At 64.3% G+C, this 12,831-nt stretch carries 13 protein-coding genes; 4 read left to right on the top strand and 9 right to left on the bottom strand.

Annotated elements, in window-relative coordinates; translation table 11 throughout:
• Positions 1–23 precede the first annotated feature (23 nt).
• From C7G42_RS15275 to C7G42_RS15260, 4 genes are all read right to left on the bottom strand, one after another.
• Positions 24–1,754, bottom strand: a complete 1,731-nt coding sequence (locus tag C7G42_RS15275) for an FAD-dependent oxidoreductase (RefSeq protein WP_106949806.1) — start codon at positions 1,752–1,754, stop codon at positions 24–26.
• 59 nt (positions 1,755–1,813) lie between these two features.
• The gene (locus C7G42_RS15270) at positions 1,814–2,833 is read right to left on the bottom strand and encodes a S1C family serine protease (protein ID WP_106949805.1); all 1,020 of its coding nucleotides are present in this window, start codon (positions 2,831–2,833) and stop codon (positions 1,814–1,816) included.
• 92 nt (positions 2,834–2,925) lie between these two features.
• The gene (locus tag C7G42_RS15265) at positions 2,926–3,375 is read right to left on the bottom strand and encodes a hypothetical protein (RefSeq protein WP_106949804.1); all 450 of its coding nucleotides are present in this window, start codon (positions 3,373–3,375) and stop codon (positions 2,926–2,928) included.
• A 7-nt stretch (positions 3,376–3,382) separates the two neighbouring features.
• The gene (locus C7G42_RS15260; RefSeq protein WP_106949803.1) at positions 3,383–4,981 is read right to left on the bottom strand and encodes a GMC family oxidoreductase; all 1,599 of its coding nucleotides are present in this window, start codon (positions 4,979–4,981) and stop codon (positions 3,383–3,385) included.
• 201 nt (positions 4,982–5,182) lie between these two features.
• Between C7G42_RS15260 and C7G42_RS15255 the strand changes: the two genes are divergently transcribed.
• Positions 5,183–5,971, top strand: coding sequence for a thermonuclease family protein (locus tag C7G42_RS15255; RefSeq protein WP_106949802.1), 789 nt, complete (start codon positions 5,183–5,185; stop codon positions 5,969–5,971).
• Positions 5,972–6,191: 220 nt separating this feature from the next.
• Here the strand turns inward: C7G42_RS15255 and cyoD are convergent, their stop codons facing one another.
• Genes cyoD through C7G42_RS15235 form a run of 4 tightly spaced genes read right to left on the bottom strand, consistent with a single transcriptional unit; the run spans position 6,192 to position 10,039 of the window.
• A complete protein-coding gene (cyoD, locus tag C7G42_RS15250; protein ID WP_106949801.1) occupies positions 6,192–6,578 on the bottom strand; it encodes a cytochrome o ubiquinol oxidase subunit IV in 387 nt (128 codons plus the stop codon).
• A complete protein-coding gene (locus tag C7G42_RS15245) occupies positions 6,575–7,216 on the bottom strand; it encodes a cytochrome (ubi)quinol oxidase subunit III (protein WP_106949800.1) in 642 nt (213 codons plus the stop codon). Before C7G42_RS15245 ends, cyoD begins: the two co-directional genes overlap by 4 nt.
• Entirely contained in the window at positions 7,216–9,216 is a 2,001-nt protein-coding gene (gene cyoB / locus C7G42_RS15240; protein WP_106950430.1) for a cytochrome o ubiquinol oxidase subunit I, read from the bottom strand. Before cyoB ends, C7G42_RS15245 begins: the two co-directional genes overlap by 1 nt.
• On the bottom strand, positions 9,206–10,039 hold the full coding sequence (locus C7G42_RS15235) for a cytochrome ubiquinol oxidase subunit II family protein (protein WP_106949799.1): 834 nt from the start codon (positions 10,037–10,039) through the stop codon (positions 9,206–9,208). Before C7G42_RS15235 ends, cyoB begins: the two co-directional genes overlap by 11 nt.
• Before the next feature lie 232 nt (positions 10,040–10,271).
• On the opposite strand from C7G42_RS15235, the gene C7G42_RS15230 reads away from it, so the two are divergent.
• From C7G42_RS15230 to C7G42_RS15220, 3 genes are read left to right on the top strand one after another with little or no spacing between them, the layout of a single operon-like run.
• Entirely contained in the window at positions 10,272–11,084 is an 813-nt protein-coding gene (locus tag C7G42_RS15230) for an SDR family NAD(P)-dependent oxidoreductase (RefSeq protein ID WP_106949798.1), read from the top strand.
• 12 nt (positions 11,085–11,096) lie between these two features.
• Entirely contained in the window at positions 11,097–11,651 is a 555-nt protein-coding gene (locus tag C7G42_RS15225) for a carboxymuconolactone decarboxylase family protein (RefSeq protein ID WP_106949797.1), read from the top strand.
• Between the two features lies 1 nt (position 11,652).
• Positions 11,653–12,453: an SDR family NAD(P)-dependent oxidoreductase gene (locus C7G42_RS15220; RefSeq protein ID WP_106949796.1), complete on the top strand. Its 801-nt coding sequence runs from the start codon at positions 11,653–11,655 to the stop codon at positions 12,451–12,453.
• Between the two features lie 15 nt (positions 12,454–12,468).
• On the opposite strand, the gene C7G42_RS15215 is transcribed toward C7G42_RS15220, so the two are convergent.
• On the bottom strand, positions 12,469–12,792 hold the full coding sequence (locus tag C7G42_RS15215; protein ID WP_106950429.1) for a hypothetical protein: 324 nt from the start codon (positions 12,790–12,792) through the stop codon (positions 12,469–12,471).
• Positions 12,793–12,831 lie beyond the last annotated feature (39 nt).

The following is a 12,831-nucleotide window of genomic DNA, read 5'->3' as shown; positions in this document are numbered from 1 at the left end:
TCGCAATGACGCGGATATAGCAGTTACGACAATCGGACAGATTCCATCGCAGCACCCACCGCTGTCACCGCTCCCTCCGCCAGATGCCTTGCCGCGATGTACCCGAAAACCAGCGCCGGCCCGAGCATGATCCCCGGCGCCGGATAATTGCCGTTCATGATCGCGCCCATGTCGTTGCCGCAGGCGTAGAGACCTGCGATCGGCGTGCCGTCTTCGCGCAGCACGCGGGCCTGCGCGTCCACCTTCACGCCGATCGCCGTGCCGAGATCGGCCGGGTAGATGCGAGTGGCGAAGAAGGGCGCGCGGAGGATCGGCGCAAGGCAAGGGTTGGGCTTGTGCCCGATATCGCCGAGGTGCCGCTGATAGACCGTGCTGCCGCGGCCGAATTCACCATCGCGGCCCTCCTTCGCGCCTTCGTTGTAGCTCGCCAGAGTCGCCGTCAGCACAGAGGACTTGGTGCCGATCTTCGCCGCCAACTGCGCGATATCGGGCGCCTCGATCAACCCGCCGCTCGCCACATAGCGGCGATAACGCCGCGTGAACGGCTTGATGCGGCCGAGGCCGTAAGCCCACAGGAACCGGCGGTCGCAGATCAGATGGAACGGCCGCTCCTGCTTACCATTGCTCTCGCGCAGCATCGCCAGCACGAATTCGTGGTGGGACGCCGCCTCGTTGACGAAACGTCGGCCCGTTGCGTCGATCGCGATCACGCCAGGCTTGGCGCAATCGGCCATGTGCGGGAACACGCCGCGGCTGCCGTCGGCGCGGCGGAACAGCGAAGCCGGCACCCAACAGGCCGGGCTGGTCGCGTCGGTGTTGAGCGCGGCACCTGTCGTCGCCGCGAGGCGAAGGCCATCGCCGGTACTGGATCGATTGGCCGCCGAGACAAATCCAGCCGCCGCCGGGAAGAACCGCTTGCGCAACACATCGTCGTGCGAGAAGCCGCCGGTCGCCAGCACCACGCCGCGGCGCGCTGCGATCGGCCGGTCGCGCGAGCCATGGCGGATGACCACGCCGCCGACGCGATCGCCCTGCATCGAGAGGTCTTCGACGTCGGCGTCGAAGAAAACTTCAACCCGTCGCGCCAGCAGCGAAGCATAGAGCCGCGCGGCAAGTGCGTTGCCGAGATACAGGGACGTTCCCCGTGGGCAGCGCAGCCGCTGCAGCGCATATCGAGAGACAAGCCGTGCCGCGCGCAAGGTCGAACGCAGCGATTTTCCAACGCTGCGCAAATGCGCAACGTCGAGAGGATCGACCATCATCCCGCCGAACAGCGTGAACTCCGGCAGCGGTGGCCGCAATCGCGCAAAGGCCTTGCCCAGCCGCCTGCCATCGAAACCGACCGCCTCCAGCACACGGCCGCCAGCCGTTGCGCCCAGCCGCTCCGGATAACAATCCGGACAGGTCTTCACCGGCTGGAGGCGAACCTCCGTATTGGCTTCGAGCCAGGCGATCGCCTCGGGCCCGCGCGCGAGGAAGGCGGCGCGCAGGCCGGCATTGTCGGGCTCGGGCACCGTGCCCGACAGATATTGGACAGCATCCGCGACGCTGTCGGAGAGCCCCGCCTCCTTCATCTTGGCATTCGCGGGAATCCAGACCATCCCGCCAGACCAGGCAGTGGTGCCGCCGACGAACGCGGTCTTCTCGATCACCAGCACGCGAAGGCCCTGCGCAGCGGCCACGGCCGCGGCCGTCATGCCGCCGGCACCGGCGCCGATGACAATGACGTCGTAGGTCTCGTGTGCCGGCATCATCCGGCGGGCTTCCGAAGGCAAGGCATGACACCGTCATACCTCGCCCCGCCCCTCCGGCGCTAGCGGGCCGGCTTGCGCTCGATCGGATCGATGTCGATCGCCCGCAGGCGGCCGAGCCGCAGCACGTCCATGGCGAGCCGCCGGCCGATGCGGTCGCGATCGAGCACGCGGATCAGATCGTCCACGCCATTGATGTCGACCCCGTCGAGCTTGATCACGACGTCGCCGGGCAATAGGCCCGCCTTCGCCGCCGGACCATCCGGCTCGATCTGCGCGAGCAGCGCGCCCATCTTGTTTTCGATGCCGGCCAGCACCGCGTGCCGCCGTGGAACCGGCGCGGTCTGCCCGGCGACGCCGATATAGGCGCGGCGGACATAGCCGTGACGGATGATCTCCGACAGCACGAATTGCGCGGTGTTGCTGGCGACCGCGAAGCAGATGCCCTGCGCGCCGTTGATGATGGCAGTGTTGATGCCGATCACCTCGGCATTCGACGACAGCAGCGGACCGCCGGAATTGCCGGGGTTGAGCGCGGCATCGGTCTGGATCACATCCTCGATGGTGCGTCCGCTGACCGAGCGGATCGAGCGGCCGAGCGCCGAGACCACGCCGGCGGTCACGGTGGATTCGAAGCCGAGCGGATTGCCGATGGCGATCACGAGCTGGCCGCGGCGCAAGGTCTTGGAATTGCCGAGCGCGGCATAAGGCAAATGGCGCGCGCCGTTTGCCCGCAGCAGCGCCAGATCCGTATCAGGGTCGACGCCGAGCACCTGCGCATCCCCGACATGGCCCTCGACGTCGCGCAGCCGGATCTCCTTCGAAGTGCCTACGACGTGGCTGTTGGTGAGGACGAGGCCATCGGGCGAGATCACGATGCCCGAGCCGAGCCCGCCGCGCTCGCGTCTATCAGGCACCTTCGGCCCGGTCTCGACCCGCTCGACCGCGGGACCGACGCGGTCGGTCACATCGATCACGGCATTGGAATAGGCGTCCAGCAGAGCCCGGTCATCGGCCGGCGCAGGTGCTGTCGTTCGCGATGACGAGGCGTCATCGACGATATCTGAAGTGAAATCCAGCATGACAAGAGTCCTTGAAGGCTCACACAGATGGTGGCCGGCTCACTGCCGCGCAAGGTGCCCGCCCGGAGCGCAGGGCTGGACTGCCCGGATGGCTAGGGGATCTGCCTCATCGAGCCGCCCCTCGCCTTGACCGGATCGAGCAGCGACCAGTCGCCGTCCGGCAGCACATGCCCCTTGGGGAACGGCGGGCGCAGCTCGATCCCCAGCGAGCGCAGCACGCGGTCGTCGCGGTAGTAGCATTGCAGCACGACACGGGCGAGCGTGGCCGCAGCAGCACCGCCGCTCTTGCGAAACTCCTGCGCCACCGCTTCGCGTCTCGCGGCATCCAGTTCGGCGAGCGGCGCTCCTGCCAACCGGGCCAGATGATCCAGCGCCGCCGCCACCAATTTGGTGTCGCGCCCGAGCGTTGCCAGCATGTCGGCCTGGATCGCGGCATCGTCGGCGCCGGGCACTTTGTACTCATCGCTGGCGGGAACGATCATCGCAGCGATGATGCGGAGGTCGCCGCGCTGCGTGCGCGTCAGTTGATTGTCTGCGGACATGACGGCCTCAATCGAACAAATTGGCGAGGCGCTGCTTCATCTGGTCGGCGATGTAGAGCGCGAGGGCCTGGATGGTGGAGGTCGGGTTCACGCCGCCCGAGGTGACGAAGATGCTGCCGTCGACGATGAAGAGGTTCTTCACGTCGTGCGTGCGGCCCCATTCGTTGACCACGGAGCGTTCGGGGTCGGTGCCCATCCGCGCGGTGCCGAGCAGGTGCCAGCCGCCCCACGGGATCGGCGAGTTGACGCAAATGTCGGTCGCGCCGGCGGTCTCCAGAATTTCGCGGCCGCGCGCCAGCGCATAGTCCATCATCTTCTGGCTATTCTCGCTGATCGTGTAGCTGATCTTTGGCGCGGGTATGCCGTGGCTGTCCTTCAGCCCGGGGTCAAGCGTGACCCGGTTGTGCTCCTCCGGCAGGTCCTCGCAGATCGCGGAGAAGCCCAACCGGTGGCCGTTGAGCTTGCGGAAGACACGATGATGATCTTCGCCCCACGGCAGGATGTCCTTCTGCTCGCTGACGACGGCCTCGAACACCGGCCCTGCCCCGCGCACGAACTGCACGCCGAAGCCGCGCACGAAGCCGCGCGCCAGGTCCGTGTCGTACCACTGCTTGCTCCACAGGCAGGTCGGCGGCGCGCGATTGGAGTCGGTCGGCTCCTTCACGTAGCCGTAGATCTGCGCATAGGGGTGGAACATCAGGTTCTTGCCGACGAGGCCGGACGAATTGGCAAGCCCGTTCGGAAAGCGCGACGACGCCGAGTTCAGCAGCAGCCTTGGCGTGCCGACACCGTTGCAGGCGATGATGACGACGTGTGCGGGCTGGAACTGCTCGACGCCGTCCTTGTCGTAATAGACCACGCCCGAGGCCATGCCGTTCTCGTCGGTGGTGATCTCGCGCACCCGGCAATGCGTGCGCAGCTCGACGCCGGCGCGGATCGCCTGCGGCCAATAGGTAATGTCGGTGGAGGACTTTGCGCCTTGCGCGCAGGCCGGCGTGCAATGGCCGAGATTGATGCAGCGGGCGCGGCCCTCATAGTCCATCGTCGCGACCGTTGTGTCCGACGGCCACCAGTGCCAGCCGAGCTTGTTCATGGCCTTGCCGATGATGGCACCGGACAATCCCATCGGCTGTTGCGGCATCGGCGGATGCGTCAACGGCGAGAGCGGATCGCCCGACAAGCCGGACGTGCCCATGATCCGGTCGTTCTCTTCGAAGAACGGGGTCAGCGCGTCGTAGTCGATCGGCCAGTCGTCGGCGACGCCGTCGAGCGTCTTCACCTTGAAATCGGAGGGATGCAGCCGCGGCCAGTGCGCGGTGTACATCACCGTGGAGCCGCCGACCGCATTGTAGTTCACGACCTTGATCGGCGAATTGTCGTCGTTAACAGGGTAGTCCTCGGGTCGGCCGCGCACGTTCGGGCTCGACGACCATTCGCCGTAGAACTTGGCCTCCCAGTCGCGGCCCGCGCTGGGATATTCCGCCGGGTTCATCCAGCCGCCCTGCTCCAGGCAGAGAATGTGCATCTTGGTCTCGGCCAGCGACCACGCCACCGCCGCGCCCGAAGCGCCGGCGCCGATGATCAGGACGTCCACGGGGTCTTTCATCGCAATCTTTTCCTCCCGCCCTCGCCGCTTCCCGGGCGATTCGCCCTGCACGATCGGCGAGGCCTGCGAACGATAGGGTCATAGCGGGCGCGGAGTAAAGCCGCGGGGCCGGAATGTCGCACTTCGCAGGGCGCAGACCATTGGTATCGCCACATCCGGATGCTAGGAACGAGGTGCACGAGCAATCGATAGTGAGATCGTATGCCCTTCCGAAATGTCTTTGCCGCCGCCCGCGCTTTTGCGCTCATTTTGTTTTTCGCCTTGTCCGGATCCCTGGCGTCTTCCGAGCCGGCGTCCGCGCTGACCGCCGCCGCGACAGTCCGGGACGGCAACTCCCTCCAGCTTGGCGACGTCACCTATCGGCTCGACGGCGTCGACGCGCCCGAGCTGGACCAGGTCTGCATCGACGATCACGCCGATCCCTGGACCTGCGGTATCGAGGCCCGCGACCAGCTCGCGAAGCTGATCAACAAGCGCTCCGTGCGTTGTGACGATGTCGGGCCGGAGAAAAGTTTTGGCAAGCGGCACCGGGCGATCTGCACGGCCGAGGGCGACAAGGCGACCTTGAACGAGCAACTGGTCAAGCTCGGCTTCGCCATCGCCCGCGAGCCGATCAAGGCGAACGTCAAGCCTGCGGCGGGCGAAGCCAAGACGGCCTCGGCCGGAATCTGGAAGGGTTGCTTTGTTGCACCGCAAGACTTCCGCGCCGGCAAGAAGGACGGTGCGCTGCTCGGCGCCGCCTGCCGCACGGACCGCGACAAGGAAATTCGTGCCGTGCTGTTCCCGGAGGACCTGACGATGCCGCCGAGTTGCAGCATCAAAGGCAAGCTCGCGGTGCGCGCCCGCGTCACCGGCAATATCGGCATCTATCATTTGCGGGGCTGCCCGAGCTACCCGGCGACCACCAGGCCGGACCGCTGGTTCTGCTCGGAGGATGATGCCCAGGCGGCCGGCTTCCGCAAGGCCTACAATTGCCGCCGGCCGAAGTGAGCAAAGTCGTTCACGCACCTGGGAGTGGTAGTCCGGGTCCGTATTGATCCGGAATTGAACTTCATCGGGATTTGCTGCATTTCTATGCGGACGCAAGCGCTTGCGCGAGCGTTTCCTTGGCAGCAATCCGGCTCCGGCCCGATTGCCTTGCTTGGGCGTTTCCTCCCTAGACTTGGGCCGCTTGTCATCACAAGCGGCTCTTCTTTTTTGTGCGGCTCCGTCACTGCATCCGCATGATCTGGTCCATCGGCGGCATGTTCGCGTTCAGATGTGCCATGATCCAGACCGTGCCGCCCACCACCAGGAAGACCACCAGCAGTCCGAACGCCAGCGCCAGCACGTTGTTGGTGTTGTCGGGGCCGGTCGTGATGTGCAGGAAGAACACCAGATGCACCCCCATCTGCGCGATCGCCAGTACGATCAACGCCACGGGAATCGAGGGCTGCCAGACCAGATCGGTGCCGGCGATGAAGAACGACGTCGCCGTCAGCAGCAGCGCGAGCGCGAGCCCGACGACGTAGCCGAGGATCCGGGTGCCGACGCTGTGTTGCTCTTCCTCGCCCGGCGCGAGGTCATGGTCGGTCGGCGCGTGGCTCTGATCGCTCATGCGGCGCTCCCAAGCAAATAGACGACGGAGAACACCCCGACCCAGACGATGTCGAGCGCGTGCCAGAACAGCGCGAAGCACATTATCCGGCGCAGCACGTCGGCGCGAAAGCCCTTCGCGAACACCTGGGCCATCATGGTGAGCAGCCACAGCACGCCGGCCGAAACATGCAGGCCGTGGCAGCCGACCAGCGAGAAGAACGCGGTCAGGAAAGCGCTGCGCGAGGGACCATAGCCCCGCGCGACGAGGTCGGCGAATTCGCGGAACTCGATGACGAGGAAGATCAGCCCGAGCACGCAGGTCACGGTCATGCCGAGATAGAACCAGAACCGATTGCGGACGTCGGCGGCGATACTCGCCATGCCGCAGGTGAAGCTCGACAACAGCAGGCAGACCGTCTCGATCGCGACGTTCCTCTGCTCGAATATCTCCGAGCCCTTCGGGCCGCCGGCAGTCTGACCAGACAGCACCGCATAGGCCGCGAAGAAGCAGGAGAACATCACAATGTCGGAGAGCAGGAAGATCCAGAAGCCGTAGGCGGTCACGATCCGCTTCGAAGCGGGTCCGGGATGCTCGATCACGACCCCGATGTGATGGGGATCGGCGTGGGCATGGCCTGCGGTCGCGGTCATCGCCATCAGACTGTCCCCGCCATGCTGACGAGGTCGCGCCGCTCCTCGAGATTGACGCGGTCGATCGCCGCGACCTCCTCCGCCGGAATGACGTATTCGTCGTGGTCGCGCCAGGCGAACACGACGAAGGTTGCCCACGCGCCCAAGCCGCCCAGAATCACCATCCACCAGATGTGCCAGATCAGTGCAAAGCCCATGATGGTCGCGAAGAACGCGCAGACGAAACCGGTTGGGGAATTCCGGGGCATCTCGATGTCCTGATATTCCGGCCTGTCGCGTTCGAGCGATTGCTGCTGGGCGCGGGCCTTCATGTCCCAATAGGCGTCCTCGCCGCGCACATCGGGATTGAAGGCGAAGTTGAACACCGGCGGGGGCGACGAGGTTGCCCATTCCAGCGAGCGGCCGTCCCAGGGATCGCCGGTGCGGTCGCGCAACGCCTCGCGGTTGCGGATGCTGACCACGATCTGCACGATCTGGCAGATCACCCCGATCGTCAGCACGGCCATGCCGATGGCTGCAACGATCATCCAGGGCCGCCACGCCGCGACGTCGTAATGCTGCATACGCCGGGTCATGCCGAGCATGCCGGCGATGTAGAGCGGGACGAAGGTGATGAAGAAACCAAGGAAGGTGAACCAGAACGCCAGCTTGCCCCAGCGTTCGTCGAGGCGGAAGCCGAACGCCTTGGGGAACCAATATTCGAAGCCGGCGAAGGCGCCGAACAGCACGCCGCCGATGATGACATTGTGGAAGTGCGCCACCAGGAACATGCTGTTGTGGAGCATGAAGTCGGCCGGCGGCACCGCGAGCAGGACGCCGGTCAATCCACCGACGATGAAGGTGACCATGAAGCCGACCGACCACAGCATCGGCGTCGCGAACCGGATGCGGCCGCCATACATCGTGAACAGCCAATTGTAGATCTTCACGCCCGTCGGTATCGCGATGATCATGCTGGCGATACCGAAGATGGCGTTGACGTCCGGTCCTGCCCCCATCGTGAAGAAATGGTGCAGCCAGACCATGAAGGAGATGACGCAGATTGCCATGGTCGCGAGCACCATCGAGCGATAGCCGAACAGCGCCTTGCCGGAGAAGGTCGACACCACCTCGGAGAAGATGCCGAAGGCCGGCAGCACCAGGATGTAGACCTCGGGATGTCCCCAGGCCCAAATCAAATTCATGAACATCATGACGTTGCCGCCGGCCTCGTTGGTGAAGAAATGGAAGCCGAGGTAACGGTCGAGCAGCAGCATGGCGAGCGTCGCGGTGAGGATCGGGAACGCCGCGACGATGAGCAGGTTGGAAGCCAGCGTGGTCCAGCAGAACATCGGCATGCGCAGATAATTCATGCCCTTGGTGCGCAGCTTCAGCACCGTGGTGACGAGATTGATGCCGGCCACCAGCGTGCCGACGCCGGAGATCTGGAGCGACCAGGCATAATAATCGACGCCGACGCCCGGCGAATAGGACAGCTCCGACAGCGGCGGAAAGGCGAGCCAGCCGGTGCGCGCGAATTCCCCGACCACGAGCGAGAGATTGACCAGCAGCGCGCCGGTCGCGGTCAGCCAGAATCCGACCGAATTGAGCGTCGGGAACGCGACGTCGCGCACGCCGAGTTGCAGCGGCACGATCAGGTTCATCAACCCGATCACGAACGGCATCGCCACGAAGAAGATCATGATGGTGCCGTGCGCCGAGAAGATCTGGTTGTAGTGCTCGGGCGGCAGATAGCCCTGCGACTGATAGGCGACCGCCTGCTGGATCCGCATCATGATGGCATCGCTGCCGCCGCGCAGCAGCATCACCGAGGCCAGCAGGATATACATGACGCCGATCCGCTTGTGATCGACGCTGGTGATCCATTCGCTCCAGAGATAGGGCAGATGCCCCTTCACCACGACCCAGGTCAGCACGGCAAGGATCGCGACCAGCACGACCGCGCCCGCGATGAGCGGTATAGGCTGATCGAACGGAATGGCCGACCAATCGAGCTTACCGAGCATCGTGCCCTCCACTGTGCGGACGTCCGGCATCGGAGATCAGTTCCGGCCCCGGCCCCGGCGGAATGTGCTGGTTTGCGATCAGGTCGAACAGCCTGGGGTCTTCGAGACGGTAGGCCGGCTTGCCCTTCTCGATGCCCTGCTGCATCAGCTTCCTGTAGCTGTCCTCGTTCAGCACGGCGTCGGACTTCGCAGTCGCCGCCACCCAATCCGGAAAGGCGAGCGGCGAGATGACGTTCACGTCGAACATCATGTCGGGAAAGCCGTCGCCGGAAAAATGAGCCGACAATCCCTTGAGCTTGCCTTCATTGTCGGCGCGCAGGTTCAGCTTCGTCACCATGCCGTTCATGGTGTAGATCATGCTGCCGAGTTGCGGAATGAAGAACGTGTTCATCACGCTCGACGACGTCAGCTGAAAATTCAGCTCGGCCCCGGCCGGCACGGTCAGCGTGTTGACGGTGGCGATGCGCTGGTCCGGATAGATGAACAGCCATTTCCAGTCGAGCGAGACCGCCTGGATCCGCACCGGGCTTCCGGTCCCCGGCACTGGTGCTGCGGGATCGAGCTGATGTGAGCCGATCCAGGCGACGCCGCCGAGCAGGATGACGGTGAGCGCAGGGATTGCCCACACCACCATCTCGACGCGGCCGGAATAGACGAAGTCAGGCTGGTAGCGCGCTTTGGGATTCGAGGCGCGAAACCAGAACGCGAAGCCGAGAATCGCGAAAATGGTCGGCACCACGATCACGAGCATGATGAAGACGGAATCGACCAGAATGGTGCTGTTGGCCGCAGCCACGGGCCCTTGTGGGTCGAGCAGATTCATCGGCAAGCCACTGGCGGTTCGAAGCCCCGGGACAGAGCCTAGCGCGGTAAAGGCTTCGCAACAAATGCAAGCGCGTGGCAATGGTTCCGCCATATGCGGGCTCAATCACCCGCCGTGCCGCCCGGCGGCATGCAATTCCACGCGATGTCAATGGCATCTGCGCGGGACTGCCGGCCTTCTCTCCTGTCAGGGCGATTGCTAATCTGCACGAAAATAATTGGGATGAAACGACATGCAGGGCCTTGAGGACGATGCCGGTCTCGCCGGCAAGGTTGCGCTGATCAGCGGCGGCGGCGCCGCGGGCGACGGCATCGGCAACGGCCGCGCTGCAGCAATCTTGCTGGCCCGTGCAGGCGCCAAGGTGCTCGTCGCCGATCGCGACTTCAAGCTGGCCGAACGCACTGTGGAGATGATCGCTGCCGAGGGCGGCACGGCCGCGGCCCATGGCGGCGACGTCACCAGCGAGACCGATTGCAGGCTGCTGGTCGAAGCTGCGCTCGATCGCTGGAGCCGGCTCGATCTCCTCGACAACAATGTCGGCATCGGCAGCCGCGGCAGCGTGGTCGACGAGGCGCCCGAACAATATCGCCGTGTCATGCAGGTCAATGTCGAGACCATGTTCCTGCTCTCCAAGCACGCGATCCCCGCCATGATCAAGACCGCTAAGGGCGGCGCGATCGTCAACATCTCCTCGATCTCGGCGCTGCGGCCGCGCGGGCTCACGACCTACACGACGTCGAAGGCCGCGATCATCGGCCTGACGCGCGCGATGGCAGTCGATCACGGCCGCGACAACATCCGCGTCAATTGCATCTGCCCGGGCCCGATGTACACACCGATGGTCTATGCCCGCGGCATGAGCGAGCAGGCCCGAGCCCAGCGCGCCAAAGCCTCCGTGCTCAAGACCGAAGGCACCGGCTGGGACGTCGGCCACGCCGTCAAGTTCCTGCTCAGCAACTTTTCCCGCTACATCACCGGCCAGGTGCTGGTGGTGGACGGCGGCGTCACGCTGCAAGCCCCCGAACGCGAGTCACAAGAACACTAGAGGAAACACACGATGGCCCGCCTGCCCTATCTCGAGGCCGATCAGGTCGCGCCCGAATATCGCGACATGCTCAAGCGCAACACCAATCTGCACAAGCTGCTTGTCAACTCGCCGGAGATGGCGCGCGCCTTCAACGGCATCGGCGGCTATATCCGCTTCAAGAGCAAGCTCGACCCGCGTCTGCGGGAGCTCGCGATCCTCCAGGTCGGCTGGATGGAGAAATCGGAATACGAGTTCACCCATCATGTGAAGATTGGTAAGGAGTTCGGCGTCACCGACGAGGACATCGCCGGCCTGATGGCGGAGACCGAAGGCAAGCCCTCGAAGCTCGAGCCGCTGGCCAGGGCGATCCTGAAAGGCGCCCGCGAGATGGCGCGGCAGCTTGCAATGACGGACGTCACCTTCGCCGAGATCAAGCAGCACCTTTCCGACGAGCACATGGTCGATCTCGTCCTGACCATTGGCTTTTATTGCGGCGTGGTGCGAGTGCTCGCCACCATGAAGATCGACAACGAGCCCTATTACAAAGAGGTACTCCAGCAGTACCCGATTCCGGGAGTGAACTGAGATGCGCCTGAAGGACAAGGTCGCCATCGTCGTCGGCGCTGGACAAAGCCCCGGAGAAGGCATGGGCAACGGTCGCGCCACCGCGCTGACCTTCGCGCGCGAGGGCGCAAAGGTGTTGTGCGTCGATCATCATCTGGAATCGGCGCAGGAGACGGTGGCGATGATCACCGCGAAACATGGCGCCGCCGCGGCCTTCAAGGCCGACGTGACGCGGTCTTCCGACATCAAGGCGATGGTGCAGGACGCGCAGTCGCGCTGGGGCCGGATCGACGTGCTGCATAACAATGTCGGCGTCAGCCTGTCCGGCGGCGATGCCGAACTGCTGCAACTGACCGAGGAAGCGTTCGACCGTGTCGTCGCCATCAATTTGAAGAGCTGCATTCTCGCGGCGAAAGAAGTGATCCCGATCATGCGCGCGCAAGGCAGCGGCGCCATCATCAACATCTCCTCGATGGCGGCGATCACGACCTATCCTTACGTCGCTTACAAGGCGACGAAGTCGGCGATGATCGCCTTCACCGAACAGCTCGCCTACCAGAATGCCGAATACGGCATCCGCGCCAACGTCATCCTGCCAGGCCTGATGAACACGCCGATGGCCGTCGACACCCGCGCCCGCGAATGGCACAAGACCCGCGCCGAGGTCGAAGCCGAACGCGACAGCAAGGTGCCGCTGCGCAGGAAGATGGGCACCGGCTGGGACGTCGCCAACGCCGCGCTGTTCCTGGCGTCGGACGAGGCGAACTTCATTACCGGCGTGACGCTGCCGGTGGATGGTGGTGCCAGCGTGAGACGGGGGTAGCCTCCGACCGACGCATCACGACGACAAGTAGGTGATGAAGCGGGGCGTCAACAGTTTGCTTCCGATAAGGACGAGAGCATCAACGACTACGACCGTCACCTTGATATCCAACCCCTTGGTTGAGGCCGCGACTAAAAAAGAAAAGGCGACGAGATAGAAGATGGTAGTCAACAACAGGATAAGACCAAGAAATCCTTGATCGATCCCATGCTCAGTATCTCCCTTGAAAACAAAGAGCACAATGATGCCAACGGTGACTAGGAAAGCTCCGCCTAGTCCAATGCTGAACCACTGCCAAGCCGCAGTAACCAACGGCTCGCCCGCAACCAGTCCCTCCATATGAGCCTCCCCCCCGAAAAGCAACTCTACCTTGGCTAG

The sequence above is a fragment of the Bradyrhizobium sp. MOS003 genome (assembly GCF_003020125.1).
Lineage (GTDB): Bacteria > Pseudomonadota > Alphaproteobacteria > Rhizobiales > Xanthobacteraceae > Bradyrhizobium.
Note: the sequence above shows the minus strand (reverse complement) of the source record. Positions and strands in the feature narration are given on the sequence as shown.

What these genes read in the sequence shown, in the direction of transcription:
- cyoD (WP_106949801.1), bottom strand. Translation starts at nt 6,578, where the DNA reads ATGAGCGATCAGAGCCACGCGCCGACCGACCATGACCTCGCGCCGGGC.
- C7G42_RS15215 (WP_106950429.1), bottom strand. Translation starts at nt 12,792, where the DNA reads ATGGAGGGACTGGTTGCGGGCGAGCCGTTGGTTACTGCGGCTTGGCAG.
- C7G42_RS15255 (WP_106949802.1), top strand. Translation starts at nt 5,183, where the DNA reads ATGCCCTTCCGAAATGTCTTTGCCGCCGCCCGCGCTTTTGCGCTCATT.
- C7G42_RS15220 (WP_106949796.1), top strand. Translation starts at nt 11,653, where the DNA reads ATGCGCCTGAAGGACAAGGTCGCCATCGTCGTCGGCGCTGGACAAAGC.
- C7G42_RS15260 (WP_106949803.1), bottom strand. Translation starts at nt 4,981, where the DNA reads ATGAAAGACCCCGTGGACGTCCTGATCATCGGCGCCGGCGCTTCGGGC.
- C7G42_RS15235 (WP_106949799.1), bottom strand. Translation starts at nt 10,039, where the DNA reads ATGAATCTGCTCGACCCACAAGGGCCCGTGGCTGCGGCCAACAGCACC.
- C7G42_RS15245 (WP_106949800.1), bottom strand. Translation starts at nt 7,216, where the DNA reads ATGGCGATGACCGCGACCGCAGGCCATGCCCACGCCGATCCCCATCAC.
- C7G42_RS15230 (WP_106949798.1), top strand. Translation starts at nt 10,272, where the DNA reads ATGCAGGGCCTTGAGGACGATGCCGGTCTCGCCGGCAAGGTTGCGCTG.
- C7G42_RS15270 (WP_106949805.1), bottom strand. Translation starts at nt 2,833, where the DNA reads ATGCTGGATTTCACTTCAGATATCGTCGATGACGCCTCGTCATCGCGA.
- cyoB (WP_106950430.1), bottom strand. Translation starts at nt 9,216, where the DNA reads ATGCTCGGTAAGCTCGATTGGTCGGCCATTCCGTTCGATCAGCCTATA.
- C7G42_RS15225 (WP_106949797.1), top strand. Translation starts at nt 11,097, where the DNA reads ATGGCCCGCCTGCCCTATCTCGAGGCCGATCAGGTCGCGCCCGAATAT.
- C7G42_RS15265 (WP_106949804.1), bottom strand. Translation starts at nt 3,375, where the DNA reads ATGTCCGCAGACAATCAACTGACGCGCACGCAGCGCGGCGACCTCCGC.
- C7G42_RS15275 (WP_106949806.1), bottom strand. Translation starts at nt 1,754, where the DNA reads ATGATGCCGGCACACGAGACCTACGACGTCATTGTCATCGGCGCCGGT.